The sequence below is a fragment of the Flavobacterium sp. genome (assembly GCF_965262375.1).
GTDB lineage: Bacteria > Bacteroidota > Bacteroidia > Flavobacteriales > Flavobacteriaceae > Flavobacterium.
This window is the reverse complement of record NZ_OZ253527.1, coordinates 220,747-247,697: the sequence shown is the minus strand read 5'-3', so window position 1 is coordinate 247,697 and position 26,951 is coordinate 220,747. Positions and strand designations below refer to the sequence as shown.

General features: G+C 35.0%; 23 protein-coding genes. 12 read left to right on the top strand and 11 right to left on the bottom strand.

Going from position 1 to position 26,951, the window contains the following annotated elements; all coding sequences use genetic code 11:
• The first annotated feature begins 9 nt into the window (after positions 1-9).
• The 4 genes from ACQY29_RS01140 to ACQY29_RS01125 all read left to right on the top strand — a co-directional run bounded on the left by ACQY29_RS01140 (position 10) and on the right by ACQY29_RS01125 (position 3,906).
• Positions 10-645: a carbonic anhydrase gene (locus ACQY29_RS01140; RefSeq protein ID WP_428223432.1), complete on the top strand. Its 636-nt coding sequence runs from the start codon at positions 10-12 to the stop codon at positions 643-645.
• 90 nt (positions 646-735) lie between these two features.
• Positions 736-1,413 carry a DedA family protein gene (locus tag ACQY29_RS01135; protein WP_428223431.1) on the top strand — a complete coding sequence of 226 codons (678 nt, stop codon included), beginning with the start codon at positions 736-738 and terminating at the stop codon, positions 1,411-1,413.
• 7 nt (positions 1,414-1,420) lie between these two features.
• Positions 1,421-2,176 (top strand): DUF2490 domain-containing protein, encoded by a 756-nt coding sequence (locus ACQY29_RS01130; RefSeq protein ID WP_428223430.1) that lies wholly within the window; start codon positions 1,421-1,423, stop codon positions 2,174-2,176.
• A gap of 77 nt (positions 2,177-2,253) precedes the next feature.
• Positions 2,254-3,906: a hypothetical protein gene (locus ACQY29_RS01125; RefSeq protein WP_428223429.1), complete on the top strand. Its 1,653-nt coding sequence runs from the start codon at positions 2,254-2,256 to the stop codon at positions 3,904-3,906.
• Positions 3,907-5,136: 1,230 nt separating this feature from the next.
• Here ACQY29_RS01125 and ACQY29_RS01120 read toward each other — a convergent pair.
• The 10 genes from ACQY29_RS01120 to miaB all read right to left on the bottom strand — a co-directional run bounded on the left by ACQY29_RS01120 (position 5,137) and on the right by miaB (position 14,310).
• Complete coding sequence (locus ACQY29_RS01120; RefSeq protein WP_428223428.1) at positions 5,137-6,015, bottom strand: hypothetical protein; 879 nt, start codon at positions 6,013-6,015, stop codon at positions 5,137-5,139.
• Between the two features lie 74 nt (positions 6,016-6,089).
• A complete protein-coding gene (locus tag ACQY29_RS01115; protein WP_428223427.1) occupies positions 6,090-6,470 on the bottom strand; it encodes a nuclear transport factor 2 family protein in 381 nt (126 codons plus the stop codon).
• 183 nt (positions 6,471-6,653) lie between these two features.
• Positions 6,654-8,285 (bottom strand): chaperonin GroEL, encoded by a 1,632-nt coding sequence (gene groL / locus ACQY29_RS01110; RefSeq protein WP_428223426.1) that lies wholly within the window; start codon positions 8,283-8,285, stop codon positions 6,654-6,656.
• Between the two features lie 93 nt (positions 8,286-8,378).
• A complete protein-coding gene (locus tag ACQY29_RS01105) occupies positions 8,379-8,654 on the bottom strand; it encodes a co-chaperone GroES (protein ID WP_428223425.1) in 276 nt (91 codons plus the stop codon).
• 138 nt (positions 8,655-8,792) lie between these two features.
• The gene (gene secG, locus ACQY29_RS01100) at positions 8,793-9,128 is read right to left on the bottom strand and encodes a preprotein translocase subunit SecG (protein ID WP_428223424.1); all 336 of its coding nucleotides are present in this window, start codon (positions 9,126-9,128) and stop codon (positions 8,793-8,795) included.
• 5 nt (positions 9,129-9,133) lie between these two features.
• Positions 9,134-10,381: a tetratricopeptide repeat protein gene (locus ACQY29_RS01095; protein WP_428223423.1), complete on the bottom strand. Its 1,248-nt coding sequence runs from the start codon at positions 10,379-10,381 to the stop codon at positions 9,134-9,136.
• Positions 10,382-10,385: 4 nt separating this feature from the next.
• Positions 10,386-10,892, bottom strand: a complete 507-nt coding sequence (gene lptE, locus ACQY29_RS01090) for an LPS assembly lipoprotein LptE (RefSeq protein ID WP_428223422.1) — start codon at positions 10,890-10,892, stop codon at positions 10,386-10,388.
• A gap of 54 nt (positions 10,893-10,946) precedes the next feature.
• Positions 10,947-12,218 (bottom strand): sigma-54 interaction domain-containing protein, encoded by a 1,272-nt coding sequence (locus tag ACQY29_RS01085; protein ID WP_428223421.1) that lies wholly within the window; start codon positions 12,216-12,218, stop codon positions 10,947-10,949.
• An 88-nt stretch (positions 12,219-12,306) separates the two neighbouring features.
• Positions 12,307-12,813, bottom strand: a complete 507-nt coding sequence (locus tag ACQY29_RS01080) for a YcxB family protein (protein WP_428223420.1) — start codon at positions 12,811-12,813, stop codon at positions 12,307-12,309.
• A gap of 48 nt (positions 12,814-12,861) precedes the next feature.
• A complete protein-coding gene (gene miaB, locus ACQY29_RS01075; RefSeq protein ID WP_428223419.1) occupies positions 12,862-14,310 on the bottom strand; it encodes a tRNA (N6-isopentenyl adenosine(37)-C2)-methylthiotransferase MiaB in 1,449 nt (482 codons plus the stop codon).
• Positions 14,311-14,555: 245 nt separating this feature from the next.
• Between miaB and topA the strand changes: the two genes are divergently transcribed.
• The 7 genes from topA (at position 14,556) to ACQY29_RS01040 (ending at position 24,151) form a co-directional block, all read left to right on the top strand.
• On the top strand, positions 14,556-17,060 hold the full coding sequence (gene topA, locus ACQY29_RS01070; RefSeq protein WP_428223418.1) for a type I DNA topoisomerase: 2,505 nt from the start codon (positions 14,556-14,558) through the stop codon (positions 17,058-17,060).
• A 3-nt stretch (positions 17,061-17,063) separates the two neighbouring features.
• Complete coding sequence (locus ACQY29_RS01065; protein ID WP_428225856.1) at positions 17,064-18,209, top strand: formimidoylglutamase; 1,146 nt, start codon at positions 17,064-17,066, stop codon at positions 18,207-18,209.
• Positions 18,210-18,316: 107 nt separating this feature from the next.
• Positions 18,317-19,705 (top strand): gliding motility lipoprotein GldK, encoded by a 1,389-nt coding sequence (gene gldK / locus ACQY29_RS01060; RefSeq protein WP_428223417.1) that lies wholly within the window; start codon positions 18,317-18,319, stop codon positions 19,703-19,705.
• Positions 19,706-19,757: 52 nt separating this feature from the next.
• A complete protein-coding gene (gldL, locus tag ACQY29_RS01055; protein ID WP_428223416.1) occupies positions 19,758-20,405 on the top strand; it encodes a gliding motility protein GldL in 648 nt (215 codons plus the stop codon).
• 49 nt (positions 20,406-20,454) lie between these two features.
• Entirely contained in the window at positions 20,455-21,984 is a 1,530-nt protein-coding gene (gene gldM / locus ACQY29_RS01050) for a gliding motility protein GldM (RefSeq protein ID WP_428223415.1), read from the top strand.
• Positions 21,985-22,031: 47 nt separating this feature from the next.
• Positions 22,032-23,027 carry a gliding motility protein GldN gene (gene gldN, locus ACQY29_RS01045; protein WP_428223414.1) on the top strand — a complete coding sequence of 332 codons (996 nt, stop codon included), beginning with the start codon at positions 22,032-22,034 and terminating at the stop codon, positions 23,025-23,027.
• A 65-nt stretch (positions 23,028-23,092) separates the two neighbouring features.
• Positions 23,093-24,151 (top strand): NAD(P)/FAD-dependent oxidoreductase, encoded by a 1,059-nt coding sequence (locus tag ACQY29_RS01040; RefSeq protein WP_428223413.1) that lies wholly within the window; start codon positions 23,093-23,095, stop codon positions 24,149-24,151.
• Positions 24,152-24,163: 12 nt separating this feature from the next.
• On the opposite strand, the gene ACQY29_RS01035 is transcribed toward ACQY29_RS01040, so the two are convergent.
• Positions 24,164-24,556, bottom strand: a complete 393-nt coding sequence (locus tag ACQY29_RS01035) for a DUF983 domain-containing protein (protein WP_428223412.1) — start codon at positions 24,554-24,556, stop codon at positions 24,164-24,166.
• Positions 24,557-24,622: 66 nt separating this feature from the next.
• Here ACQY29_RS01035 and ACQY29_RS01030 point away from each other — a divergent pair, with 66 nt between their 5' ends.
• On the top strand, positions 24,623-26,536 hold the full coding sequence (locus tag ACQY29_RS01030; RefSeq protein WP_428223411.1) for an ABC-F family ATP-binding cassette domain-containing protein: 1,914 nt from the start codon (positions 24,623-24,625) through the stop codon (positions 26,534-26,536).
• Positions 26,537-26,951 lie beyond the last annotated feature (415 nt).

The window sequence follows — 26,951 nt, the reverse complement described above, 5'->3', positions numbered from 1 at the left end:
GGAATAGATATGACCGATTTTTATAAAAAGTTATTAGAAAATAATAGCCATTGGGTGGAAAAGAAACTAGGAGAAGACCCTAATTTCTTTAAGGATTTAGCCCATGGACAACAACCACCTTTGCTCTGGATAGGTTGTTCTGATAGTCGTGTACCTGCCAACGAGATTACAGGGACAAAAGCAGGAGAAGTTTTTGTGCATCGTAATATAGCTAATATGGTAGTGCATAGCGATATGAGTATGTTGAGTGTTTTAGATTATGCCGTCAACGTGCTTAAAGTGCGTCATATAATTGTTTGTGGACATTACGGTTGTGGCGGTGTTAAAGCCGCTATGGGCAATGGTTCGTACGGTATTATTGATAACTGGATTCGTCATATTAAAGACAGTTACCGCTTTAATAAAGAAAAATTAAACGCAATTGAAAACGACGACGAACGATTTAATAAATTTGTAGAGTTAAATACCAAAGAACAAGTGCTTAACCTAGCTAAAACCTCCATCGTTCAAAATGCATGGAAAAACGGTCAAGAGCTCTACTTGCACGGTTGGGTGTATGGATTAAATTCCGGATATGTGACTGACTTGGAAGTGAATTTTTCTTTTAATACCGATTTGCACGAAATGTATCAATTGGATATTTAAAAATTTAAGAATAAATTAGAATAAAATTATTGAGGCGAATGTACCAAAATGAGTACCTTCGCCTTTTTGTAAAAAATAATAACAGTATTGATGAAAGATTTTAACTGGTTGCAATTGTTAAACCCAGAGTTTTATATATTATTAGAATTCGGTGGAATCAAAATTGGATTAATCGTTGTGTTATTTATTGTTTTTGCTGAAACAGGCTTGTTGGCGGGTTTTTTCTTGCCAGGGGACAGTTTGTTGTTTTTAGCTGGAATCTATAGCGAAACACTAATGAGTCAGATTTCATTAGGTAGCGATTTTTTAAATGTAACCGTTTTTGCAGCTTTGGTAGGATTGATGGGGGTTTTGGGTAACATGACTGGCTACTGGTTTGGTGCTAAAAGTGGGAATTACTTATACAAACAAGAAGATTCGTTTTTTTTTAAGAAAAAATACTTATACCAAGCAAAAGCCTTTTTTGATAAATATGGAAATCGAGCTATTGTTTTTGCTCGTTTCTTACCCATCGTTCGTACGTTTGCCCCTGTAGTGGCAGGTATAGTAGAGATGGATAAGAAAAAATTTATGTTCTATAATATCTTAGGGTCTTTCCTTTGGGCATTCTCTATGATTTTTGCAGGACATTATCTACATGCTTTATTCTTAAAGAGCTTCGGAATCGATTTAAAACATTATATTGAATTCATTGTAATAGGTATTGTTGCTTTTACGACTTTTCCAGTATTATGGAAATTGTTTAAAAAGGAAGTGCATATTGAATAGGTTAAAAATGAAAAAGTACTATTTCTTTATTGTCGTTGCACTTTTTGGTTTGCAAAGTTTTTTTGCGCAAGTCAAATCCACCAATGAGAATGTTTGGTTGCATTATGTAGGTAAAAACATGCTTACCAAAAAGCTATCTTTTACTCTTGAGGCTACGATGCGATATGCAGACGGTTTTAATCAAAAACAACAATATTTTATTCGCCCTTCTGTAGATTATCAATTTACAAAATCATTTAATGGTAGTATAGGCTATTCGCATTATGAAACCTATAGTTATGGAGAGGTACCTATGAATAAAATTACCACACCCGAAGATCATATTTGGATTCAAGGAACCTATGCTAAGACTTGTGGGGATTATAAATTTACCCACCGCTTACGCGATGAACACCGTTGGGTAGGAATTTCTGGTAAAAACGCTAATGGCGAGTTAGTCATAATGGATAAAGAATACAGAAACCGTTTGCGTTATATGTTTTTAGTAAATTATACGTTGACTAAAAAAGACGATAAACCCAAACTCTTTGCGCTTGCTGGCGATGAGGTTTTTATGAATATAGGCGTGGAAAATGCAAAAACTTTTGTGCAACAAAACCGTGTTATTGCTGGCTTAGGCTATAATATCAATGCCCACCATCAGCTGCAAGTAAGTTATGTACATCAAAACGTATGGAATTTAGGCAACACGATACAAGAAAACAATCCTACTGTTCGATTGTCTTATCTGACTAATTTTGATTGGTATAAGAAAAATGATTAAAATTTAACCTCGAATTGTTCGAGGTTTTTTTTTGGAAAGCATCAAGAAAACTATCTTTGCACTCAATTTAATAAATAATGATGAAAAAACTTGTATTAGGGGTTATGGCTACAATGTTTGTTGTGGCAACTGGTAATTCCCAAATGAAAATGTCGCCTGAATATTCGTATAAGGTAAGTGAGCCCTACCGCGTTTTTGACGCTAAAGAAAAAATTTATTTTTCTAGAGGTAATGAAGTTATGGCTGTCAAATTAGATGGTAAAGAAATAATGATTCAAAAATTTGATTCAAACAAGCCTGCCTTTGTAAAAGAAAATAAATATGAGAAAATTTTTCCTAAAAATTACTCTTTTGAGGATATTTTAGAAATTGACAATAAATATTTTCTGTTCTATTCTTCTTGGGATGGTGATGCTAAAAGAGAACAATTGTTTTCAAGAGAAATCGATTTCGCTAAAGGAGAATTTATGCCTGAGTCAAAATTATTATTCCAAGTTGAAGGTAAAATTGCGGGTACTTTAGCGGTAGGGGGTATGGGTTTCTCTTTTTCAGTTGAAGATAAATTTGATTTTTATCAATCCAATGATAAAGGCAAATTGTTGATTCAATACCGAAGAAAACCTGAAGTAAAAAATGATAAAAAGAGCTATGATATTATAGGGTTATATTCTTTTGATAAATCATTGACAAAATTATATTCAAACGAAGTGACTATGCCTTATACAGAGCGTAGAATGGAAAATTTAGATTATCAATTGGACTCAAAAGGAAATCTTTTTATGTTAGAAAAGGTGTATCATGATGATTCGGAAGATGATAAAAAAAGAAGGAAAGATGCCGAAGCTAATTATCATATTGAGTTGTTGACAATTAAAGCAGGTAGTGATAAGATTAATATTACTAAATACGATAATGCGAATAAGTTTGTAAACAAACTATGGATTTTAGACAATGCTAAAGACCAATTGATTTGTGGTGGATTCTATAGTGAAGTAGTGCAAGGGAAATCTGATTTTGATGATATTGATGGGATGGCTTTAATCAAGTTTGATAGCGAAGGTAAAACTATTTCTTCAACTTTTCAACCCATTCCATTAGAGGTTTTGAATCAGTATGAAAGCGCTCGTACAAGAAAAAGAAACGAGCGAAAAGAAAGAAAAGGTGATGATCCTCAATTTACAGACTTGGTTTTTAGAGATATGAAATTAAACGCTGATGGAAGTGTTGTTTTAATTGGTGAACAATATTATATTGTAGCACATCAATCATCGGGAATGAATGGAGGTATGGGACGTACATATTATACCTACCATTACTGTGATATTTTAGTGTCTAAATTGAATGCTGATGGCTCACTTGCGTGGATGAAGAAAGTGCCTAAAAACCAAATGGGAGTTTCGGGTAGAGGAGGAATGTCTTATAAATATTTCAATGCTGATAACAAGCATTACTTAGTGTATTTAGATAACGTTAAAAACATCGATTTACCTATGGATAAAGAACCAGCTCGTCACAATGATGGTAAAGGAGGATATTTGACTTCAGTTAAAATTGATGATGCTACAGGAACATTGACTAAAGGTTCTATCCTAAACTCAAGGGATGTGGAAGATTTTAAAATTTATCAGTTTTCAACGAATAGAATTGTAAAAACCGCAGAAAATGCGTTTTTGCTTGAAGTTTATAAAAAACAAAAAGAAGATATTATGATTAAGGTAGATTTAAATTAATTTTTAAATAAATCCTTAAAATAAGCCATCTCAATAGTGATTTTTGGGATGGCTTATTTGTTTAATACAAGTTATGTATATGACATTGTAGAGATGATGACAAGAGTAAAAATTGACAAACAAAGTTTAAACTGATTTTTTAAAACACTACCTAATAAGTTCTCAAGGCCTGTTAGGTTTTTTTAAAATCATCTCTTCGAGTCTCCATAGTAAAGCACTGTATGAGTCCCGTAAATTTTTATATCTAAACCGTGAAACTTCATATGAGCATCGTGAATTTTATATAGGTATCGTAAAAAGCTATATAAACACCGTTAGTTACTATATTCGCTCCGTAGGCAATTTGAATCTTATAGTTACCAACTCGAAAAATTTATATCTTTTTAATTTTGATTATACTTTATTCTATTAATACATCTTCAAAAGCAACTAAAATTATGTTTAGCTTTCGATTTGCTTCGAACTCCAGCTGATTTTTGTTTTATTAATCATCCCGCAAAGTCAGAGACGTTTGCGGAGCATGTTAATCTTAAAAATATAGCTCAGACTTCGGAGAGCTAAGGGCTTATTTGTTTAATACAAGTTATGTATATGACATTGTAGAGATGATGACAAGAGTAAAAATTGGCAAACAAAGTTTAATCTGATTTTTGACACTATCCAAACAGGTTCTCAAAATCTGTTATTTTTTTTAAAACCATCACTTTGTCTCTCTGTCGTAAAGAACTGTATAAGTGGCGTAAATTTTTATATACGTATCGTAAAACTTTGTGTTTGAACCGTAAAACTTCATATGGGCATCGTAAAACTTCATATGAGCATAGTAAAAGTTTATATGAGTATTGTAAATTTTTATATACGTATTGTGAAACGCTTTATAAATACCGTAAGTTTCTATACTCGCTACGTAAGCAATTTGAATCTTATACTTACGAACTCGAAGAATTTATATTTTTTAAATTCTGATTACTCTTCGCTGTATTAGTACATCATCAAGAACAACTAAAATTAAGCTTAGCTCTCGATACGCATCGCACTCCAGCTGATTTTTGTTTTATTAATCATCCCGCAAAGTCAGAGACGTTTGCGGAGCATGTTAATCTTAAAAATATAGCTCAGACTTCGGAGAGCTAAGGGGAAAAGTGTAATGTAAAATTTTTCAACTCTTTTTAAACCAATGAAACAGTAGCTTTTATTAATTTCCAATTTCTTAGAATCGGGGGTTTTATATTATTCCAGTATCCATTTTATCAAACCTTCTCTTTCCACTAAATTCCAAGTATGTGGATTCCTAGAGCCATCGGCGCGGTAGCCTCTATTGTTGGGAATTACACACTCCGAATTTTTAGCACCTAGTCCTTGTAAGGCTTTGTGCATCTGTTCCAATTGATAGGCATTCAATTCTTCATAATCCCTTCCTGAATCTTTTTTGTGGTATTCCAGCGCAGGTTCGTAGTAAAAACGCGTTTTGATGTCTTTTAAATAGTACAGATTCTTTATAGCATGGGTAGATAAGGTATAAGGTGCCAGCGCTTCGTAAGTAGCCCTATGCTGTTCTGGTTTGCCTAATTCTTTTTCTAGTAAATCAATAATAAACTTCCCTTCCTCTATTGCTTCGCTATTGCTATTTCGTTTCAAATCCATTTTGGCATTCCAATAAAGTTGCTCCACGTCAACGGGCGAATCAATGGCAAATACTCCTTTGGGCGTTAAGGCATTTTGGGTTGCTAGTAGGTGATTAGCGAGGAGTAACGAGACATTACCTCCGCTGGAAAATCCGCCTATAAATACAGCTTTTTTATCCAATTGATGCTTGTCGAATATCCGGTTGATGGTTTGCGTATACATTTTTTTTTCAGCCTCCGATAAATAGAGTCTTTGGTTAAAATCCATTAAAAGAGTTGAAATGCCTTCTTGGTCTAAATCTTTCAAAAATTTAGCCTCCGCTTTAGTATAGGCAATATCGCACGGAAAACAGGGAAATAACAGTAATGTTGCTTTCGAGTGGGGTGCAACCCTTAGTTCATAATGTTCTCCTTTTTCTGTAACACTTTTGTTTTGACAACCTAGCCATAAGAGACCAGCGCAGAATAGTACAATTTTTTTCATCCGTAAATTTTAATGTTGTTGTATATCGTTAAATTGCCACAGGACATTCACTAATTTCCAATTCCCATTGAGTTTCACGATGTGCATATAATCAATCCATTGGCAATCAATTTAACCGATGCCGTACGGGACGAAACATCTAACAAAATAACGTCCTTTTTAGGATGAGGCGGAAAAGCATCTCCTTTTTTGTTATAACTTTCCGCTAGTAAAATCATTGATTCTGTTGTGGTTTCACGAATGTAGTCTTTGCCAGTACCTTTATCTTTCCAAAAAGTACGTTTCACCATTCTTGGATGCAGGGCGCGCTCCATTTGTTGCGGATTGGAATTGTGTTGTGCTTCAATATAGTCTAAAGCGACTTGTTTGATAGCAAGTGTGTCTTGTTTGTTTTGTCCCAAAAATAGGTTTGAACATGATAATAGTAGTAGTAAACTTAGTTTTTTGAGTGACATATTTGGTTGTTGTTTTTTTGTTGTTATATGTCAAACTTAGTAAAACACTCAGGAACGGAAACCTATTTTAGCTTTTTATTAAGAAGAAAAAAGCCATTCGAGACGCAATCTCCCAAAAAAACAGTCACAATTTTTTGGGTTGCATTTCGAACGGCTTTACTATTTAGTTATCGAGCCTCTCGACTACATCATTCCTGGCATACCGCCACCCATTGGCATACCACCAGCAGGAGCTTCTTCCTTAATGTCAATTAAAGCACACTCGGTTGTTAAAATCATTCCTGAAACCGAAGCCGCGTTTTCTAAAGCTACACGAGTAACTTTTTTAGGGTCAATGATTCCTGCTTCCAGCATGTCTACATACTCATCCGTTTTAGCGTTGTATCCAAAGTTTTCTTTACCTTCCGCCACTTTAGCTACAATTACCGAACCTTCTAAGCCAGCATTTTCAACGATAGTGCGTAATGGCGCTTCAATAGCACGAGAAACAATTTGAATTCCTGTAGCTTCATCACCATTTTCAGCTTTGATGTTCGCTAAAACCGCTTTGGCTCTTAATAAAGCCACACCACCACCAGCAACGATTCCTTCTTCCACCGCAGCACGAGTTGCATGTAAGGCATCATCCACACGGTCTTTTTTCTCTTTCATTTCCACTTCAGAGGCAGCACCAACGTAAAGAACTGCAACACCACCGGCTAATTTAGCCAAACGCTCTTGTAATTTTTCACGGTCGTAGTCAGAAGTTGTCGACTCCATTTGTGCTTTGATTTGGTTTACACGATTTTTAATCATTTCGTTGTCACCTGCACCGTTTACAATCGTAGTATTGTCTTTGTCGATAGAAACTTTTTCAGCAGTACCTAACATTTCTAAAGTAGCGTTTTCTAAAGTATATCCGCTTTCTTCTGAAATTACGGTACCTCCAGTTAAGATAGCAATATCTTCTAACATGGCTTTTCTACGGTCACCAAAACCTGGAGCTTTTACCGCAGCAATTTTCAAAGCACCACGCAATTTGTTTACTACCAAAGTAGATAAAGCTTCTCCATCTACATCTTCCGCAATGATTAATAACGGTTTAGAAGATTGTGCCACAGGCTCAAGAATAGGTAATAATTCTTTTAAAGAAGATACTTTTTTGTCGTATAATAAAATGTAAGGTCTTTCTAATTCCACCTCCATTTTCTCCGTATTGGTTACGAAGTAAGGTGATAAATACCCTCTGTCAAACTGCATACCTTCTACTACATCTACATAAGTATCTGTACCTTTTGCTTCTTCCACAGTGATAACGCCTTCTTTACCTACTTTACCAAAAGCAGTCGCAATTAAATCACCAATCACTTCGTCGTTATTCGCTGAAATAGAAGCTACTTGTTTGATTTTATCGGTAGATGAACCTACTTCTTTAGCTTGTTTGCCTAAATCCGCCACGATAGCCTCCACCGCTTTGTCGATACCACGTTTTAAATCCATTGGGTTAGCACCTGCAGCCACGTTTTTCAAACCTTCTTTAACGATAGCTTGCGCTAAAACAGTAGCCGTAGTCGTTCCGTCACCCGCTAAATCATTGGTTTTAGAAGCTACTTCTTTTACCATTTGCGCCCCCATGTTTTCCAAAGTGTCTTTCAATTCCACTTCTTTCGCCACAGAAACCCCGTCTTTAGTCACGTGAGGCGCACCAAACGATTTAGAAATAATTACGTTACGACCTTTAGGCCCTAAAGTTACTTTTACTGCATTGGCTAATGCATCTACACCACGCTTTAAACCGTCACGTGCTTCAATATCAAATTTTATATCTTTTGCCATTTTAATTTTTTTTTAGTGATTAGTGATAAGTAATAAGTGAACAATCCTTTTGAAATTTACTTTTCACTATTTACTTTTAACTTTTTACTATTTTTAGATGATTGCAAGTATATCTTCCTCGCGCATGATTAAATAATCTTTGCTTTCAAATTTTAAATCAGTTCCAGCATATTTTCCATAAAGAACCGTGTCGCCAACTTGTACTGTCATGGGTTGGTCTTTTTTTCCGTTTCCTACAGCCACCACAGTTCCTTTTTGAGGTTTTTCTTTTGCGGTGTCAGGGATGATAATACCAGAGGCTGTTTGTGTTTCGGCAGCCGCAGGTTCCACGATAACGCGGTCTGAAAGTGGTTTAATGTTTAATGCCATAATTATTTTAATTTATGTTATTATTAAATTTTGTTTCTATTTTGACAGAAATTGTGCCAAGCGGTAAAAGCTGTCAAAATTGCAAACTAAAAATGCCAGCGCTGACAGGCTGGCATTTTTAAATCCGTATGTTGGAAATTATTTTTTCTCTGGTGTCATAGGTTTTGCTGCATCAGATGGTGTAGCTGCTGGAGCCGCAGGAATAGCTGACTCGTCCATCACTTTAGACTCAGTGTTGCTACCTGTACCTGTAAAACTTAAGCTAGATAAAAGTATTAATACTAATAAAGCACCTGCTAAATACCAAGTGGATTTGTCTAAGAAATCCGTTGTTTTTTGAACGCCACCTAAAGTTTGTGAACTTCCAAAAGTAGATGATAATCCTCCGCCTTTAGGGTTTTGTACCATGATAACTACCACTAATAAAAAACAAACTATAGTGATTAATACTAAGAAAATTGTAAATGTACTCATTGTGTTTATCTGTTGTTATTTTGTTGCAATTCTTTAATATCCAAAATTCGGTCTGCAAATAAACTACTTTTTTCTGGATATTTCAAAATTAAAATTTCATAAGCTTGTATTGCTTTGGTATATTTTTTTTGTTCTAAATAAATTTTTGCCAAAGTTTCTGTCATTAAGTAAGGACTGTCGGGCTTTTTGGCGATATAGCTCGGTGGCGGAATATTATCTTTTACGGGTGCAATTTTAGGATTAGTTTCGATAAATTTATCAATTAAATCCATTTTTGTGTCTTTCAAAGGTGCTTTTTCCTCAGTCGTTTCAACCAATTCTGTAGGTGTGTCCGTAGTTGCATCAGCTAAAATGGGCTGGTCTGTATTCTCCTTTTCAACTTCGTTTTCTGTTTTTGGAACTACCAATTCTGATCGTTCAATTGGTTTGATCTTAGAAATTTGTAACCATTGTTGAAACGATAAAGTGGCTGATTTTACATCTTCCGTCGTGTGTGAAATTTCTTCTGTGGTATGCGATGAATTTTCGTTGTTTTCAACATTAGAATCTATTTTGACCTCTACAATTGCTGGAACCTCATAATCTAAATTATCTTCTAACCATGATGTTTTTTCTTTGAAAACGTCATGATTTGATTGCGATACATGTTCATCTCCTGCGGCTTTTTCTATTGAAGATAGAATAGATTTTTCCAATGGGTTTTCTAATTGTATTGCGGGTATATCTGTAGCAACTGTCTCTTCTTCGTTGATTTTCTTTTCATTGGCAATAAGAATAGAATCTAAAACTGATTTTTCTAGAGGTGATTCAGGAATTATATCTTCAGAAAGTATTGTTTCAGTATTTGGATTCACTACTTCTGATTGGTTTATTGAATCGACTGAAACAGCTTCGGTGTTTTCGTTTTCATGTACAGTTTCTGCTTCTATTTCAAAATTCTGGTTTGAAATAGGATCGTTTTCTAAGTCAGTTAATGCTTCTTGTTCTTCCGTTTTTTGTTTTTGGGAAATAATTTTAAAATCTTCAGAATGAATAAAGTCAAATAAAATGCTTCGGTCTGTGGTATGAACCGCTGTAAGTTTTAATTGAGAGTTAAATTTGAAATTATTTTGTAAATGTAAACTTTTTAGGTATAAACTGCGGGCACACTGAAAATAAGGGTATTCTTTAAGTACCGATTCTAGTTCAAGACTTTGTGAGCTGCTTGTTGATTCGGGATTGTTTAAAAGATATATGAATTCTGCTGTGTTCATAATATTACCACTTGGCTAAGGTTTCTGTGAATATGTCCTGTGTTATTCTTGAAAATATTTCGTCTAAGGCTGTTTTTAGTCGACTACCATTGAGTTGTTCATCGGCAGGGTAATCGTAATAAAAAGAGAAGTTTTTTTCGAAGTTATCCTCGGCTTTGTTCTTATTTGAAAATCTTAGATTAACGGTAATGGAAACACGGTTTTGAGCGGCTTTTAAATCAGCCGTAGTAGTCATTGGACTGATACGATAATCAATGATTTCCCCTTCATATGTCAAGTCAGCGTTTGAATTGGTTAAATTTAAATTGGTTTGATTTTGGATTAAGTCTTGTAGTTTTAATGTGAAATTTCTTTCAATTCCTGGCTCTACGAGTTCAGAAATGTTTTGAAATGTTTTTACTTGAAACGTTTTAGCATTTATTGCTCCGGCGCCAGTAAAATTGTATATACCACAGCTACTCATTAATAGCGCTACAAGTAATAAGGAAATCGTTTGTTTTAAATTTATCATTGGTTTCTTAATCTTAAAATCAAAAATAGCAGTTTTCAACTAAAGTAAAAGGGTTTATAAATCAAATTGTTTGATTTTACGATACAATGTGCGTTCAGATATACCTAATTCGTCCGCGGCTGCTTTGCGTTTGCCTTTGTTGCGTTCTAAGGCTTTTTTAATCAATTCAATTTCTTTTTGGTCTAAACGCAACGAGTCTTCCTCGTCTATAGCATCTGCAAAAATATAATTAGCATCGTCATCTTCATCATCTAAAAACTCTTCTTGTTGTACAGCAGAAGGTTCGTTGGAAGGAATGACAGAAACTCTGGTTTCTTCGTTAAAGAAAGGGGCAGGTTCCTCGTTTTGTCCATAAATACGTTGAATAAGCCCTTTGTGCGATTCTTGAACTTTTGAACTGCCACTTTGCATCAATTCCAAGGTGAGTTTTTTCAAATCGTTCAAATCACTTTTCATATCAAAAAGGATTTTATATAAGATTTCTCTTTCCGTTGAAAAATCACTTTCTGATTTTGGTCCCACCACTTGGGGTAGGTTAGTACCTTCGTTAGGTAAATAGTGGATAAGCGTTTGCGCAGAAATGTCTCTGTTGGTTTCTAATACCGAAATTTGTTCGGCTACGTTACGCAACTGACGGATGTTTCCGCTCCAGCGGTATTTGGTTAAATAATTTACCGCCTGTTCTTCTAATTTGATGGGAGGCATCTTGTATTTATGAGCAAAATCGGCAGCAAATTTTCGAAACAGTAAGTGTATGTCTTCCTTGCGGTCGCGTAAAGCGGGTAAGCCTATTTCAACCGTGCTTAAACGATAATATAAATCTTCGCGGAATTTTCCTTTTTCAATGGCTTCCTGCATTTTGACATTGGTCGCCGCTACTATGCGTACATTGGTTTTCTGTACTTGTGAAGAACCTACTTTGATAAATTCGCCATTTTCAAGTACACGAAGTAATCGAACTTGGGTAGTCAGTGGCAATTCGCCCACCTCGTCTAAAAAAATAGTACCGCCATCGGCTACTTCAAAATAGCCTTCGCGTGTATTAGTAGCTCCAGTAAAAGCGCCTTTTTCGTGACCAAAGAGTTCACTGTCGATGGTTCCTTCAGGAATGGCACCACAGTTTACGGCTATATATTTACCGTGTTTGCGATGCGAGAGCGAATGGATGATTTTAGGAATACTTTCTTTACCCACACCGCTTTCACCTGTAACCAATACCGAAATATCCGTAGGGGCTACTTGAATGGCTTTTTCAATAGCACGGTTTAATTTCGGGTCGTTACCGATAATCTCGAATCGTTGTTTTATATTTTGAACGTTTTCCATTTTAAAAAGTTTAAAAGTTTAAAGTTTAAAAGTTTAAAAGAATCTCTTCGCAATCTTGTTTTACACTCGAAAGGAGAATCTAGTAATCTTATTTTAAACTTTTTTTAATGTTTAATGATTTGAATAATAAGGCTAAATCATTAAGTTGTTCATTGTTTAGATTTTCTTTTATAATTATTCTGGCGTTATTTGTGGATTGAAATAGTAAATAAGCTGTTTTTGTTTCTATTATTTTTGAAAATTCATTCCAGCTAAATTTTATTCGAAATGTTTCTCCTATTTCTTCATAAAAAGAATTATTCAAATGAATTTTAATTTCTTCTTTTATTTTAGGGTTGTCCAAGGCTCGCTTAGCTAAAATGTATGATGCGACAATAATTATTGTTGGAAAAATGAAAAAAGGAAAACAATTATTAATGAAATCGCCAAATGATAATTCATTCGTCAGAATAAATAGTGCTAAGTTCAATAGAACTATTAAACTAAAAATGAATAACAAAATTCTTGTCAAAATCCTTCTGCTATAAATATATAGATTAGCTTTAAAATATTCTTTGAATGTAAAATTGGGTGTAAAAACTATTTCCTTTTCCATTTAAACTAATATATTTCGATATCATATTCCCCCTTTGGGGGTAGGGGGCTACTGCATAACTTCAGAATATCCTACAGCTTCACCTATTAGTGTAGCAGCCGTACAATCGGTTACTTTTACTAAAACGAAATCACCTGGTTTGTAATTTTCTTTAGGGAAAACCACTACGGTGTTTTGAGAGTTTCTGCCGCTCCAGTGTTGGTCAGAACGTTTAGAGTCTTTTTCAACTAATACTTCTACCGTTTGTCCCACAAATCTTTGGGTGCGTTGTAATCCTAATTTTTGTTGTAAGTCGATGATTTCATTCAAACGACGTTTTTTAACTTCTTCAGGAACATCATCCTCCATCTTACGAGCCGCCAAAGTTCCAGGTCTTTCAGAATACGCAAACATAAATCCGAAATCGTATTTACAATGCTCCATCAAGCTTAAAGTGTCTTGGTGGTCTTCTTCAGTTTCTGTTGGGAAACCTGCAATCATATCTTGTGATAAAGAAATTTCAGGGATAATTTCATAAATTTTATCCACTAAAGTCAAATACTCTTCACGAGTGTGCTGACGGTTCATTTCTTGTAAAATACGGGTGCTTCCTGATTGTACGGGTAAGTGAATGTATTTGCAAATATTATGGTGTTTTGCCATGGTTTCAATCACTTCAATATGCATGTCTTGCGGATTTGACGTCGAGAAACGGAAACGCATTTTAGGATATTGCGTAGCACACATGTCTAATAATTGTGCGAAATCAACCGCTGTCGCTTTTTGCATTTCAGTCGCCTTAACGAAATCTTTTTTCAAGCCACCACCATACCATAAATAACTGTCTACGTTTTGACCTAATAAAGTGATTTCTTTAAACCCTTTATTCCATAAATCTTGAATTTCTTCCATGATGCTGTGCGGGTCACGGCTACGCTCACGTCCACGAGTGAAAGGAACGACACAAAACGTACACATATTATCACATCCGCGGGTAATAGATACGAAAGCATTTACCCCATTGGAATTTAAACGAACAGGTTGAATGTCGCCATAGGTTTCCTCTTTAGAAAGAATTACGTTTATAGCGTCACGACCTTCTTCTACTTCTTTTAATAAGTTTGGAATGTCTTTATAAGCATCAGGACCTACTACTAAGTCCACAATTTTTTCCTCTTCTAAGAATTTTTCTTTCAAGCGTTCCGCCATACAACCTAAAACGCCCACTTTCATACCTGGGTTAATTTTTTTGATGGCGTTGTATTGTTCTAAACGCTTACGAACGGTTTGTTCTGCTTTATCGCGAATGGAACAAGTGTTAACCAATACTAAATCGGCTTCTTCTAAATTTTGTGTGGTGTTGTAGCCTTGTTCCGTAAGTATGGAAGCTACAATTTCACTATCGGAGAAGTTCATTTGACAGCCGTAGCTTTCAATAAACATTTTTTTAGTATTGTCTTGATTTTGGTTTAATACCAAGCTTGTTCCTTGTTTGTTTTCGTCGATTACTTTTTCCATAATTAAAGCCTTTCGTATTTTAAGCCTGCAAAGATAATACTAAATTTGATATTCTGACAAGATGGCAGATTTCTTTAACATTTGTTTTTAGTATAAATAAGCTGTGCATGTGGGTTTTTATGGTTTGAAATCCAAATTTTTAAATTTTGAAAACACATTTTTGTAACAAAAGTTGTAGAAAAAAAACTAAAAAAATAGAGTTTTAAAAAAAACCGCTACTTTTGTCCCATAATTAATACGTGTAAATGGCAAAGAATTTAGTAATCGTTGAGTCGCCTGCCAAGGCGAAAACCATAGAAAAGTTTTTAGGGAAAGACTTTCAGGTGGAATCAAGTTTTGGGCATATAGCCGATTTGCCTTCCAAAGAAATGGGAGTGGATGTAGAAAATAGATTTAAACCGAAATATGAAGTTTCTCCTGATAAAAAAGCTTTAGTAAAAAAACTAAAAGATTTGTCTAAGACCGCTGAAATGGTTTGGTTGGCATCCGATGAGGACCGCGAGGGAGAGGCTATTGCATGGCACTTGGCGGAAGAATTAAAATTAGACCAAAAGAAAACAAAACGTATTGTATTTCATGAGATTACTAAAACGGCTATTCAAAAAGCAGTCGATAATCCACGTACAATAAATTATAACTTAGTTAATGCACAACAAGCGCGTCGCGTGTTAGACCGTTTGGTTGGATATGAATTGTCGCCAGTACTTTGGAAAAAAGTAAAAAGTGGACTTTCCGCTGGACGTGTACAATCGGTTTCTGTTCGTTTGATTGTGGAGCGTGAGCGTGAAATTCAAAATTTCAAAACAGAAGCTTCTTACAGTATTACTGCTGAGTTTGTCAATGAAGCAGGGAAATCCTTTAAAGCTAAATTGTCTAAAAATTTTGGTTCCAAAGAAGAAGCAGAGCAATTTTTAAATCAAAATATTGGTTCTCAATATAAAGTAGCTGATTTAGAGACTAAGCCTACTAAAAAATCGCCAGCAGCCCCTTTTACGACTTCAACGTTACAACAGGAAGCAGCTCGTAAGTTGTATATGCCTGTGGGAATCACGATGCAAATTGCACAACGCTTGTACGAGGCGGGGTTGATTACCTATATGAGAACAGACAGTGTGAATTTGTCTCAAGAAGCGATGACAGCGGCACAAGCGGAGATTTCGAACTATTATGGTTCTGAATTTAGTCAACCGCGTAACTATGCGACTAAGTCTAAAGGAGCGCAAGAAGCTCACGAAGCCATCCGTCCAACGGATATGACTCGACATACGGTTGATTTAGACCGTGACCAATCGCGTTTGTATGACTTGATTTGGAAGCGTACTATTGCTTCACAAATGAGTGATGCGCAATTAGAGCGTACCAATGTGAAAATTCAAGCGAGTAACCATAAAGAAATTTTTGGAGCAACTGGAGAGGTTATCAAATTTGAAGGATTCTTGAAAGTGTACCTTGAGGGGAACGATGAGGATGAAGAACAAGAGGAAGGAATGTTGCCAGCTTTGAAAATCAATGAAAGTTTACGTAATAATTATATAAAAGCAACCGAACGTTTTTCAAGACCAGCGTCTCGTTATACAGAGGCCTCTTTGGTTAAAAAATTAGAAGAATTAGGTATCGGTCGTCCTTCTACTTATGCGCCAACGATTTCTACCATTATCAATAGAAATTATGTTGAAAAAGGGAGTTTTGAAGGTGCTGAAAGAAAATATACGCAAATTGTATTGCAAAACGGAGCTGTAGTAGCTCAAGTGCTTACTGAAAAAGTAGGGGCGGACAAAGGAAAGTTGGTGCCAACGGATATTGGTACGATTGTAAATGACTTCTTGGTTAAAAATTTTGAAACTATTTTGGATTATAATTTTACTGCTAAAGTAGAACAAGATTTTGACGAAATTGCCTTAGGAAATAAGGAATGGGAAAATATGATGTCTGATTTTTACAATCATTTTCATCCCAATGTGCAAGATGTTGAAAAAAATGCCGACCGTGAAAGTGGCGAACGTATTTTAGGGGTTGACCCTGCTTCGGGAAAACCCGTTTCGGTACGTTTAGGGAAATTCGGGCCTATGGTTCAAATTGGTGATGCGGAAGACGAAGCTAAGAAATTTGCAAGCTTACGCGCAGAACAAAACATTGGAACGGTAACGCTGGAAGAAGCTTTGAATTTGTTTTTACTGCCTAAAATGTTAGGTACATATAATGGTGAAGAAGTAGAGGTGAGCAATGGTCGTTTTGGACCTTATGTTCGTTTTGGAAAAACTTTTATTTCATTACCTAAAGGGGAGGAACCTTTAGATGTGACCTTGGAGCGTGCACAAGAATTAATTGATGCAAAAAATAGAGCAGATGCTCCAATTGGGCAATACCAAGGACTAGATATTCAAAAAGGAGTAGGGCGTTTCGGACCATTTATCAAATGGAACGGGATGTTTATAAATGTGAGCAAGAAATATAATTTTGATAATTTATCTCAGAATGATTTGGTAGAATTAATTCAGGATAAATTACAAAAAGAAAGTGATAAGCTTATACATCATTGGGAAGACGAGGGTATTCGCGTGGAAAAAGCACGTTGGGGGCGTTCGGTTATCTTAAAAGGTAAGGTGAAAATCGAATTGAGTAAAGATATTGATGCTACACAATTAACTTTGGATAAAGTCAAAGAAATGATTGAAGCCAAAGCGCCAGCTAAAAAAGCACCAGCCAAAAAAGCGACAACTGCTAAAAAAACAACAACCAAAAAGAAATAAATGATGGTGTTTGATTTTTTGCGCCCTATTGATGTCGATTTGATGATTGATTTACAGAATCAGTCAGAAGCTTGTTTGGCTAAAAAGGTGGTGTTTCATACCGAAGAGGCATTTCCGAAATTAGAAGAGGTAAAGCTTGCTATTATAGGTGTGCTAGAGGTAAGAGGTGCAGAACAAGATAATGTAACGGTTGATTTAGATTCGGTTCGGAAAGAGTTTTATAAATTGTTTCCAGGGAATTGGAATGCTTCAATAGTCGATTTAGGTGATATAGTTGCGGGTGAATCGATTGAGGATACCTATTTTGTTTTGAAAGAAGCTGTTGCTCAATTGGTCAAGCAAAATATAATTCCTATTGTAATTGGCGGTTCACAGGATTTAACCTATGCCATGTATCGTGGCTACGATAAGCTAGAGCAAATGGTTAATGTGGTTTCGGTAGATTATAAATTTGATTTTGCGCGAGAACATTCAAGTTTAGCTGACTCTTATTTGATGAAAATGATAGTCGATGAGCCTAATAATTTGTTCAATTATAGTAATATCGGTTATCAAACGTATTTCAATGCACAAGAAGAAATTGATTTAGTCGAAAAACTATATTTTGATGCGTATCGATTGGGGGAAGTGGCTAGTAACCCTACCATAACAGAACCCGTTTTTAGGGATGCCGATTTAGTTTCTATAGATATGCGTTCTGTAATGAGTGCTAATTCAGGAAATTTTATTACCTTTATGCCTAATGGATTTTCTGGTAAGGAAATTTGTACATTTTCGCGTTATGCGGGTATCAGTGATAAGGTAACCAGCTTTGGAATTTTTAATCATAATAATTCACAAGCAGAAGCGGTTTTAATTGCACAAGTCATTTGGTATTTTATAGAAGGATTTCATTATCGTTCTAATGAGTATCCTTTTGGGACTAAGAGTAATTTTATTAAATACATCGTTGCTCAAGAAGAAGAATTGATTTTTTATAAAAGTGACAAAACAGAACGCTGGTGGATAGAAATACCATTTTTGTCGAATAGTCACAATAAACTAAAAAAAGCTACGTTACTACCTTGTACATATGAGGATTATTTAGAGGCCTGTGCGGGCGTAGTACCTGAAAGATGGTGGAAAGCACAAAGGAAAAATCTTTTGTAGAAATTTTTCTCGGTCTTTTTTTTTGATATTTTTTTGCAATTTTAAAAATAAATAGATAGGTTTACAATCTTAAAAGAGGAATGAATACATACATAACCCAAATTTATATGAAGAAGTTCGTTTTATTAGCAGTTCTTGTTCCGTTTATATACAGCTGCGGTTCCAAAGATAATGGTCAGCTTGTAGGTGTTAAAGGAAAAGCATGGCACTCAGAAAAGCCATACGGAATGACTTTAGTTCCCGGAGGTTCTTTCATCATGGGTAAATCTGATGATGACTTGGCAAATGTTCAAGATGCGCCTACTAAAACAGTAACAGTACGTTCATTTTATATGGATGAAACTGAAATCTCTAACAGTGAATATCGTCAGTTCGTTCACTGGGTACGTGATTCTATTGTGAGAACTAAATTGGCAATCGCTGCTGATGAGTTAGGTCAGAAAAATGACGATAAAAAATCATCTAAAAAAGGTGGTAGTATTGGTGATTATGCATTTTTAGATGCAGATACCACTAAAATGACCGTGTATGATAAGTATATGTATGACAATTACTACAGTGTAGGAACAGGTGATGATCCTTACGCAGGTAGAAAATTGAATAAAAAAATTCCTTTAAAATGGAAAACCAGCGAGTATCCAGATGCATATTATGCAGAAGTTATGGACTCGTTATACATTCCTACTGCTGAAGCTTATAATGGATTAAGAACATTGCGTTCTGAAAAATTAGAGTTTAAATATTCTTGGATGGATATTCAAGCAGCTGCAAAAGCAAAAGTGGGTAAAAGAACTGATTTTATCAAACAAGAAAAAGTAACTATCTATCCTGATACTACAGTTTGGATTAAAGATTTTGCTTACTCATACAATGAGCCAATGCACAATGATTATTTTTGGCATCAAGCGTATGGTGATTATCCAGTAGTAGGTGTTTCTTGGAAACAAGCAAAAGCATTTTGTGCATGGAGAACTTTATATCACAATGGGGCTAGAAAAAAATCGCATAGAGATAATGTAAATGCTTATCGTTTACCGACAGAAGCTGAATGGGAATATGCAGCTCGTGGAGGTCTAGAGTCAGGAACTTTTCCTTGGGGTGGGCCATACGCTAAGAATGACAGAGGATGTTATTTAGCAAACTTTAAACCGTCACGTGGTGATTATGCCGCTGATCAAGCTTTATATACAGTAGAGGTAGATGCTTACGAGCCTAATGATTATGGGTTGTATAATATGGCAGGTAACGTAGCTGAATGGACTGATTCTTCATACGATCCTACAGCTTATGAGTTCTTGTCAACTATGAATCCAAATGTGTCTGATCAGAAAAATATGCGTAAAGTTACTCGTGGAGGATCATGGAAAGATGTTGCTTATTTCTTACAAGTAAGTACTCGTGATTTCGAATATGCTGATTCAGCTAGAAGTTATATAGGTTTCCGTACTATTCAAGATTATATGGGAACTGATGTGACTGGCAACGCAAAAAAATAAACCAAAATTAATTACCAATCGAAAATTATTAACTTAACTAAATTTATTTATTATGGCACTATTAAGCAAAAAAACTATGAATTTCGCTTACGGTATGGGAGCGGCTGTTGTAATCATTGGAGCGTTATTTAAAATTACGCACTTTCAAATTGGTCCTTTAACAGGTACTTTGATGTTAACAGTAGGTCTTGTTACGGAAGCATTAATCTTCGCGTTATCAGCATTTGAACCTGTAGAAGATGAATTAGACTGGACTTTGGTGTATCCTGAGTTAGCAGGAGGCCAACCTACAGCTAAAAAAGCTAAGAAAGAAGAACCAGTAGAAGCGCAAGGTTTATTGTCTCAAAAATTAGACGCAATGTTAAAAGAGGCTAAAATTGATGGTGACTTAATGGCTAGTTTAGGTAATAGTATCAAAAATTTTGAAGGTGCTGCTAAAAATATGGCTCCTACAGTTGATGCTTTAGCAGGTCAGAAAAAATATGCAGATGAAATGTTAGCTGCTGCAAACAACATGGAATCTTTAAATAAATTATATACATCTCAATTAGACAGTGCTACTCGTAACGCTGAAGCTAATAAAGAAATTGCAGATAATGCAGCTAAATTAAAAGAACAAATGCAATCAATGACTGCTAATATCGCTACTTTAAATTCAGTTTATGGTGGTATGTTATCAGCAATGAGCAATAGAGGTTAATCAGCCATTTTCTTTACTATTTTTTAACTTATAAACTAAAAAGAAATTTATGGCAGGAGGAAAATTAACCCCTAGACAGAAGATGATTAACCTAATGTATTTGGTTTTCATCGCAATGTTAGCAATGAACATGGGTAAGGAAGTTTTATCAGCTTTTGGCTTGATGAACGAAAAATTTGAAGGAGCTAATGATTCTTCAAAAGCTACTAATGAGCAAATGTTAATGTCTTTAGATCAAAAAGCTTCTGAAGCTAAAGGTGAATTCGCAACCGCTGCAATTACAGCTCATAAAGTTGAAGCGGCAACTAAAAAGTTTTTTGACTTTGTTGCTGGTCTTAAAGCTGATGTAGTACAAGGAATTGAGCCTGAAAATGGTAAATTACCTTACGAATCTATGGATAAAGCAGATAATTTAGATAATAAATTATTTCAGGGTGAAGGATATGCCGCTCGCGGAAAAGAAGTAATTGCTGCTATCGAAGCTTATAAAAATGATATGAAATCGGCTTTAGGGTCTGAAAAGAAGTATGCTGCTATCTTAAACGAAGTAACAGGTAAATTTGACTTGTCTGACGTTGCTAATAAAGAGGGAATTAAAGTGAAATATTTAGATTATCATTTTAAAGGTTTCCCTGCAATTGCATCTTTAGCAAAATTATCAGCTTGGCAAAATGATGCTAAAAAAGCAGAATCAGATGTAATTAGTGCTGCTTTAGGTAAAGCTGCAGTTCAAGCTGCTTCTTACAGCAATTATCAAGCTATTGTTGTATTAGAGAAAAATGCATATTTCCAAGGTGAAGCCGTAAAAGGTAAAGTAGTTTTAGGTCGTTATGATGAAAATACAAAACCTACATCTTTCCAAGGACCTGGACGTTTAGAAAATGGTCAAGCGATTATTTCTACTACAGCTGGTGGTGTTGGCGAGCAAAATATTAATGGTCAATTTACGTTCTTAGAAGATGGTAAAACGATTCCATTGAAATTTGCTGGTAAATATGTAGTTGTTCCTCGTCCTAATTCAGCGACTATCTCTGCTGATAAAATGAACGTGGTTTACCGTGGTGTTCCTAACCCAATTTCAATTTCATTCGCTGGAGTAGCAGATAATAATGTAAATGCATCTGCACCGGGTATGTCAAAAACTGGAAATGGTAAGTACATCTTAAACCCTGGAGGTGGTGCTTCAGTTATGATTAATGTAAGTGCTAAGTTACCTGATGGTAAAGTGGTTTCTGATAAAAAAGAATTCCGTATTAAAGGTTTACCTGCACCAACTGGTAAAATTCGTGGAGAGGTATCTGCTAAAGGTTCTAAATCTAACTTAGAAATGTGTACAATTTCAGCAGTTATGGAAGATTTCGATTTCCCAGTTTCTGTAAACGTAACACAGTTCAATGTTAAAGTACCTGGACAACCTACAATAGTTGTTTCTGGTAGCAAAATGGATGCAAGAGCTAAAGCTGCTATCCAGAAAGCACAAAGAGGAGATGTGGTAGTAATTTCTGAAATCAAAGCTAGTTTCTCTGGTATTGATCAAGTTGCTAAACGTGTTTCATCTTGTACTTATGAAGTACAATAATAAATATTAAATTTCGTTTAAATTTTAAACGCCTCAAATAGTAAAATATGAATTGGAGAAATTTATTATTAGCAGTTTTTGTTAGTGGGAGTTTTGCAACTTTCGCACAATCAAACTTATTGAATGCAAAAAAGCCTCAAGATATAGGGATTAAGTCTGCAGCTCAATTGTCTAAGGATAATGATAAACCATTGGAATATGGTTATGTAGATGATCGCGATATTTTGATGTCTAAAAAAGTTTGGGAAATAATCGATCTTGATGAGCGTATTAATTTTCCATTATATTACCCAATAGATACAGTGAGTATTGGTCCTGATAGACGTTCTTTATATGATGTATTGGTAAAAGGGATTAAGTCAGGAAAAATCACGGAAGTGTATGGTGATAGTTATTTTAGAGAAAAGAAAACATTAAAAGATATTAATGCTTCTTTAACTAAGATTGATACAACTGATGCTGGTCGTGAAGAGATGAACTCAGATATTAATGCTTATAGAAGTCGTACTGTAGAAGTGCCTGTATATGAAGGTACAGGGAAAAAACGTAAAAAAGTGGGGGTTGAAACGAAAGTTGTTCCAGCTTCAAAGTTTATTTCTCCTGAATATATCAATAAAACTGATTTAGCTTCTATAGATGTATCAGATTACAAAATAGTGGGCTTGTGGTATTTTGATAAAAGACAATCTGATTTGCGTTACCGTATCTTAGGTATTTGTCCAGTAATACCAGATGTTTATACTATGGGTAAATCGGAAGAAGAAAAAGATTATGTTGAACTATTCTGGGTTTTTTATCCTGATGCAAGAGCAGTACTACATGATTATAAGGCTTTTAATGAAAAGAATTCATCAATGCCTATCTCTTTTGATAGATTATTAAATTCAAGAAGATTCAATTCTGTTATTTACAAAGAAGAAAACGTGTATAATGACAGAGATATTGCAAAATATATGAAAGATAATTCATTGATGCAATTGATTGAAGCACAGAAAGTTCGTGACAAAATCCGTGATTTCGAACAAGATATGTGGACATATTAATTGTAAATTTCTCCAATTTTATAAAAAACTCCAGGCATTCGGCTGGAGTTTTTTATTTTTGTATTATGATAGATTTTTTGATTGTTGGTGCAGGTATTGCAGGAATAAGTTTTGCTGAAATAGCAAGACAAAATGGGAGAACTGTTGTTTTAGTGGATGATTATTCTACTAATTCGTCTCGAATTGCAGGTGGTTTATACAATCCAGTTATTTTAAAGCGTTTTAGTGAAGTATGGAATGCAAAATTACAGTTAGATTTTAGTATACCTTTTCTTAAAGAAATTGAGCGTAAATTACAGACTCAATTTTTGTATGAGTTACCTGTACTTAGAAAATTTGCTTCTGTAGAAGAACAAAATAATTGGTTTGTAGCTTGTGATAAACCTAGTCTTAGTTCTTTTTTATCTACAGAGATTATTCATAAAACGTATCAGTCGATAACTTCGAATTTTGGGTTTGGACAGGTGTTTCATACAGGATATGTTGAAATTTCAATACTGATGGATGCTTATATCAATTACCTTAAATCTGAAAATGCCTTTTTGAATGAGACATTTGTTTATAATCAATTGGCTATCGAATCGGATTTTGTTGTTTACAACGATATTTCTTACAAACAGGTTGTATTTGCTGAGGGGTTTGGTTTGAGAAATAATCCTTTTTTTAATTATTTACCACTTGATGGTACAAAAGGTGAATTGTTGATTATCAAAGCACCTCTATTGAATCTTGACGTTGTTTTAAAATCAAGTATTTTTATTTTACCAATTGGAAATGATTTGTTTAAAGTTGGTGCAACTTATAACTGGGAAGATAAAACAGATCTGCCCACGGAAGAAGGGAAGAATGAGTTAATTGATAATTTGAAGGAACTTATTGATTGTGAATTTGAAATTGTGAAGCACTTTGCAGGGGTTCGACCTACAGTTAATGATAGAAGACCACTACTGGGGACACATCATCTATATAAACAATTACATATATTGAATGGTTTAGGAACTCGTGGTGTTATGTTAGGACCTTGGTTAGCTAATGGTTTGTTTGAAAGTATTGAGTCTAAAAATGATTTAGATCCAAATATAACTATCCGTCGTTTTGATAAACGTTTTGGTATAAAAAAATAAGTGCTAAAGCACTTATTTTTTTAATATGGATTTCCAGTTTTTATCATAAGAAACAAAAAAATTAATCCATATGTTTCTTGATATCCGCATGATTAATGGCATTGCGAGTAATAATGTCAAGCAAATTCCAATGAAAGCTGTTTTTAGATTTGTTTTTAAGAAAAAATAGAAAATTATAAATGAAGCGACTCCAAAAGCAACACCTACTGCGTAACTTACATACATTGAACCGTAAAAGAAAGAAGGTTCCATAACATAGTGTAAACCGCAATGACTACACTTTTCATTCATTTTGATAGTATAACTCGGATGATACAAGTTTTTGCCTGTATACATACTTTCTTGATGGCATCGAGGACAACTTCCTGTTAAAATGCTATTGATTTTCAATCCTTTTTTTAACATTTGCAAAAAATTTTCTCAAAGGTAGTTTTTTTACGCTTTTGAGTATGTAATTAAAGTCACATTTATATGCTAAATATACACAACTTATCAATTTCTTTTGGAGGAACCTATTTGTTTGAAGAAGTAACCTTTCGTCTAGGTGCAGGTGACCGCGTGGGTCTTGTTGGGAAAAATGGTGCAGGTAAGTCAACCATGCTCAAAATTTTAGCGGGTGACTTCAAACCTGACTCCGGTGATATCGCTACTGAAAAAGATGTGAAGATAGGTTTCTTACGTCAGGATATTGATTTTGTCAAAGGACGTACCGTTTTAGAAGAAGCTTATATGGCTTTTGAGGAAATCAAGCGTACCGAGTTTGAAATTGATAAAATCAATCATGAATTAGCTACACGTACAGACTACGAAAGTGATTCGTATACGGAATTGATAGAAAAATTAAGTGACTTGCAACATCGTTACGAAATCTTAGGTGGATATAGTTACGTAGGACAAGCAGAACGAGTATTGTTAGGACTTGGTTTTAAACGTGAAGATTTCAATAATCAAACCGATACTTTTTCCGGGGGATGGCGTATGCGTATTGAGTTAGCAAAGTTGTTATTGCAAACCAATGATATTTTATTACTCGATGAGCCTACCAATCACTTGGATATTGAAAGTATTATCTGGTTGGAAAGTTTCTTGAAAACCTTCCCAGGGGTAGTGGTTATCGTATCGCACGATAAAATGTTCTTGGATAATGTGACTAATAGAACTATTGAGATTTCTTTAGGTAAAGCCTATGATTTCAATAAACCCTATACTGAATATTTAGTTTTAAGAGAAGAAATCCGCGAAAAGCAGTTGGCTACCCAAAAGAACCAGCAAAAGAAAATTGAGGAAACTCAAAAATTAATCGACAGATTCAGGTATAGTGCTACCAAATCTTCTATGGCGCAGTCACTCATCAAAAAATTGGATAAAGTGGAGCGCATCGAAGTAGATGAGGATGATAATTCGGTTATGAGTATCTCGTTTCCCGTTTCGATTACTCCTGGAAGAGTGGTCGTAGAAGCTGAACACGTGACTAAGGCTTATGGCGACAAAGTGATTCTAAAAGATATTTCGCTTTTAGTCGAGCGTGGCAGTAAAATTGCTTTTGTGGGGCAAAATGGTCAAGGAAAATCGACTTTTATTAAAGCGATAGTAAACGAATTTAAATACGGCGGAAGTATAAAATTAGGACACAATGTGCAATTAGGTTATTTTGCTCAAAACCAAGCCGAGTATTTGGATGGTGAAAAAACGTTGTTAGATACCATGCTCGAAGCGGCTACTGATTCTAATCGAATGAAAGTGCGTGACATGTTGGGAGCATTTTTGTTCAGAGGCGATGATGTCGAGAAAAAAGTAAAGGTATTGTCGGGAGGGGAAAGAAACCGATTGGCGTTGTGTAAGTTGTTATTACAGCCTATAAATGTCCTGTTAATGGACGAGCCTACCAATCACTTAGATATTAAATCAAAGAATGTCTTGAAAGCGGCTTTACAGAAATTTGAAGGGACACTTTTACTGGTGTCGCATGACCGTGATTTCTTACAAGGAATGGCGAATAGGGTTTATGAATTCAAAGACCAAAAAATTAAAGAATACTTAGGAGATATTAATTTCTTCTTGGAGCAACGCAATGTGGATAATTTCCGTGAAGTTGAAAAACGTGAGGTAGAACAACCTCAAGCGACAGCATCAAAGCCTCCTGTTAAGAATTTAAGTTACGAAGAACAAAAAGCTAAGAAAGCTTTGATGAATAAGTTGTCAAAAGTTGAGAGTCAAATTCAAGAGCTTGAAAAACAAATTCAAAAGGATGATGCAGCACTTGCCGAGAATTATGAAAAAATGTCTCAAGACGCTTCTTTTTTTGCGGCTTATGAGAAAAAGAAAAAAGATTTGGATGCCTTTCTTGAAGAATGGGAAATGATTCAAATCGAGATTGAATCTTAAAATATGTAATGAGACACAGTTTTTACCGTAATGTTATGAAATCGGTAAATACTGTGTCCTGCAACTGCCCACTGAATACTACTCATAGCGTTCCTCCGCAAGCTCCGGTCGGGCTGTCCGCTGTATCTGCCGTCTGGCTATATAAGATTTCGGTTTCAAAAGAACCTTCTCAGCCATCCGTCAGGATGCCGCTTCCATCCCTAACGCAAGTATTCGTGGGTTTGAAAGTACCCCGTTCTATTACATATATTATATATAGGAGTGTTTTTTAAAAAATTCTTGTCATTCGTGTTATTCGTGTTTGTTTGTAGATAGAGTTAATCTGTTTCCTCTGTGCGCATTTGTGTTTAATTTGCGGTTAATTAAATTCGTGTCATTCCTGTCATTCCTGTTTGTTTATAGATAAAGTTAATCC

Excerpts from the sequence above, each read along its gene's own strand:
- ACQY29_RS01140 (WP_428223432.1), top strand. The coding sequence starts at position 10 with ATGACCGATTTTTATAAAAAGTTATTAGAAAATAATAGCCATTGGGTG.
- ACQY29_RS01135 (WP_428223431.1), top strand. The coding sequence starts at position 736 with ATGAAAGATTTTAACTGGTTGCAATTGTTAAACCCAGAGTTTTATATA.
- ACQY29_RS01130 (WP_428223430.1), top strand. The coding sequence starts at position 1,421 with ATGAAAAAGTACTATTTCTTTATTGTCGTTGCACTTTTTGGTTTGCAA.
- ACQY29_RS01125 (WP_428223429.1), top strand. The coding sequence starts at position 2,254 with ATGATGAAAAAACTTGTATTAGGGGTTATGGCTACAATGTTTGTTGTG.
- ACQY29_RS01120 (WP_428223428.1), bottom strand. The coding sequence starts at position 6,015 with ATGAAAAAAATTGTACTATTCTGCGCTGGTCTCTTATGGCTAGGTTGT.
- ACQY29_RS01115 (WP_428223427.1), bottom strand. The coding sequence starts at position 6,470 with ATGTCACTCAAAAAACTAAGTTTACTACTACTATTATCATGTTCAAAC.
- groL (WP_428223426.1), bottom strand. The coding sequence starts at position 8,285 with ATGGCAAAAGATATAAAATTTGATATTGAAGCACGTGACGGTTTAAAG.
- ACQY29_RS01105 (WP_428223425.1), bottom strand. The coding sequence starts at position 8,654 with ATGGCATTAAACATTAAACCACTTTCAGACCGCGTTATCGTGGAACCT.
- secG (WP_428223424.1), bottom strand. The coding sequence starts at position 9,128 with ATGAGTACATTTACAATTTTCTTAGTATTAATCACTATAGTTTGTTTT.
- ACQY29_RS01095 (WP_428223423.1), bottom strand. The coding sequence starts at position 10,381 with ATGAACACAGCAGAATTCATATATCTTTTAAACAATCCCGAATCAACA.
- lptE (WP_428223422.1), bottom strand. The coding sequence starts at position 10,892 with ATGATAAATTTAAAACAAACGATTTCCTTATTACTTGTAGCGCTATTA.
- ACQY29_RS01085 (WP_428223421.1), bottom strand. The coding sequence starts at position 12,218 with ATGGAAAACGTTCAAAATATAAAACAACGATTCGAGATTATCGGTAAC.
- ACQY29_RS01080 (WP_428223420.1), bottom strand. The coding sequence starts at position 12,813 with ATGGAAAAGGAAATAGTTTTTACACCCAATTTTACATTCAAAGAATAT.
- miaB (WP_428223419.1), bottom strand. The coding sequence starts at position 14,310 with ATGGAAAAAGTAATCGACGAAAACAAACAAGGAACAAGCTTGGTATTA.
- topA (WP_428223418.1), top strand. The coding sequence starts at position 14,556 with ATGGCAAAGAATTTAGTAATCGTTGAGTCGCCTGCCAAGGCGAAAACC.
- ACQY29_RS01065 (WP_428225856.1), top strand. The coding sequence starts at position 17,064 with ATGGTGTTTGATTTTTTGCGCCCTATTGATGTCGATTTGATGATTGAT.
- gldK (WP_428223417.1), top strand. The coding sequence starts at position 18,317 with ATGAAGAAGTTCGTTTTATTAGCAGTTCTTGTTCCGTTTATATACAGC.
- gldL (WP_428223416.1), top strand. The coding sequence starts at position 19,758 with ATGGCACTATTAAGCAAAAAAACTATGAATTTCGCTTACGGTATGGGA.
- gldM (WP_428223415.1), top strand. The coding sequence starts at position 20,455 with ATGGCAGGAGGAAAATTAACCCCTAGACAGAAGATGATTAACCTAATG.
- gldN (WP_428223414.1), top strand. The coding sequence starts at position 22,032 with ATGAATTGGAGAAATTTATTATTAGCAGTTTTTGTTAGTGGGAGTTTT.
- ACQY29_RS01040 (WP_428223413.1), top strand. The coding sequence starts at position 23,093 with ATGATAGATTTTTTGATTGTTGGTGCAGGTATTGCAGGAATAAGTTTT.
- ACQY29_RS01035 (WP_428223412.1), bottom strand. The coding sequence starts at position 24,556 with ATGTTAAAAAAAGGATTGAAAATCAATAGCATTTTAACAGGAAGTTGT.
- ACQY29_RS01030 (WP_428223411.1), top strand. The coding sequence starts at position 24,623 with ATGCTAAATATACACAACTTATCAATTTCTTTTGGAGGAACCTATTTG.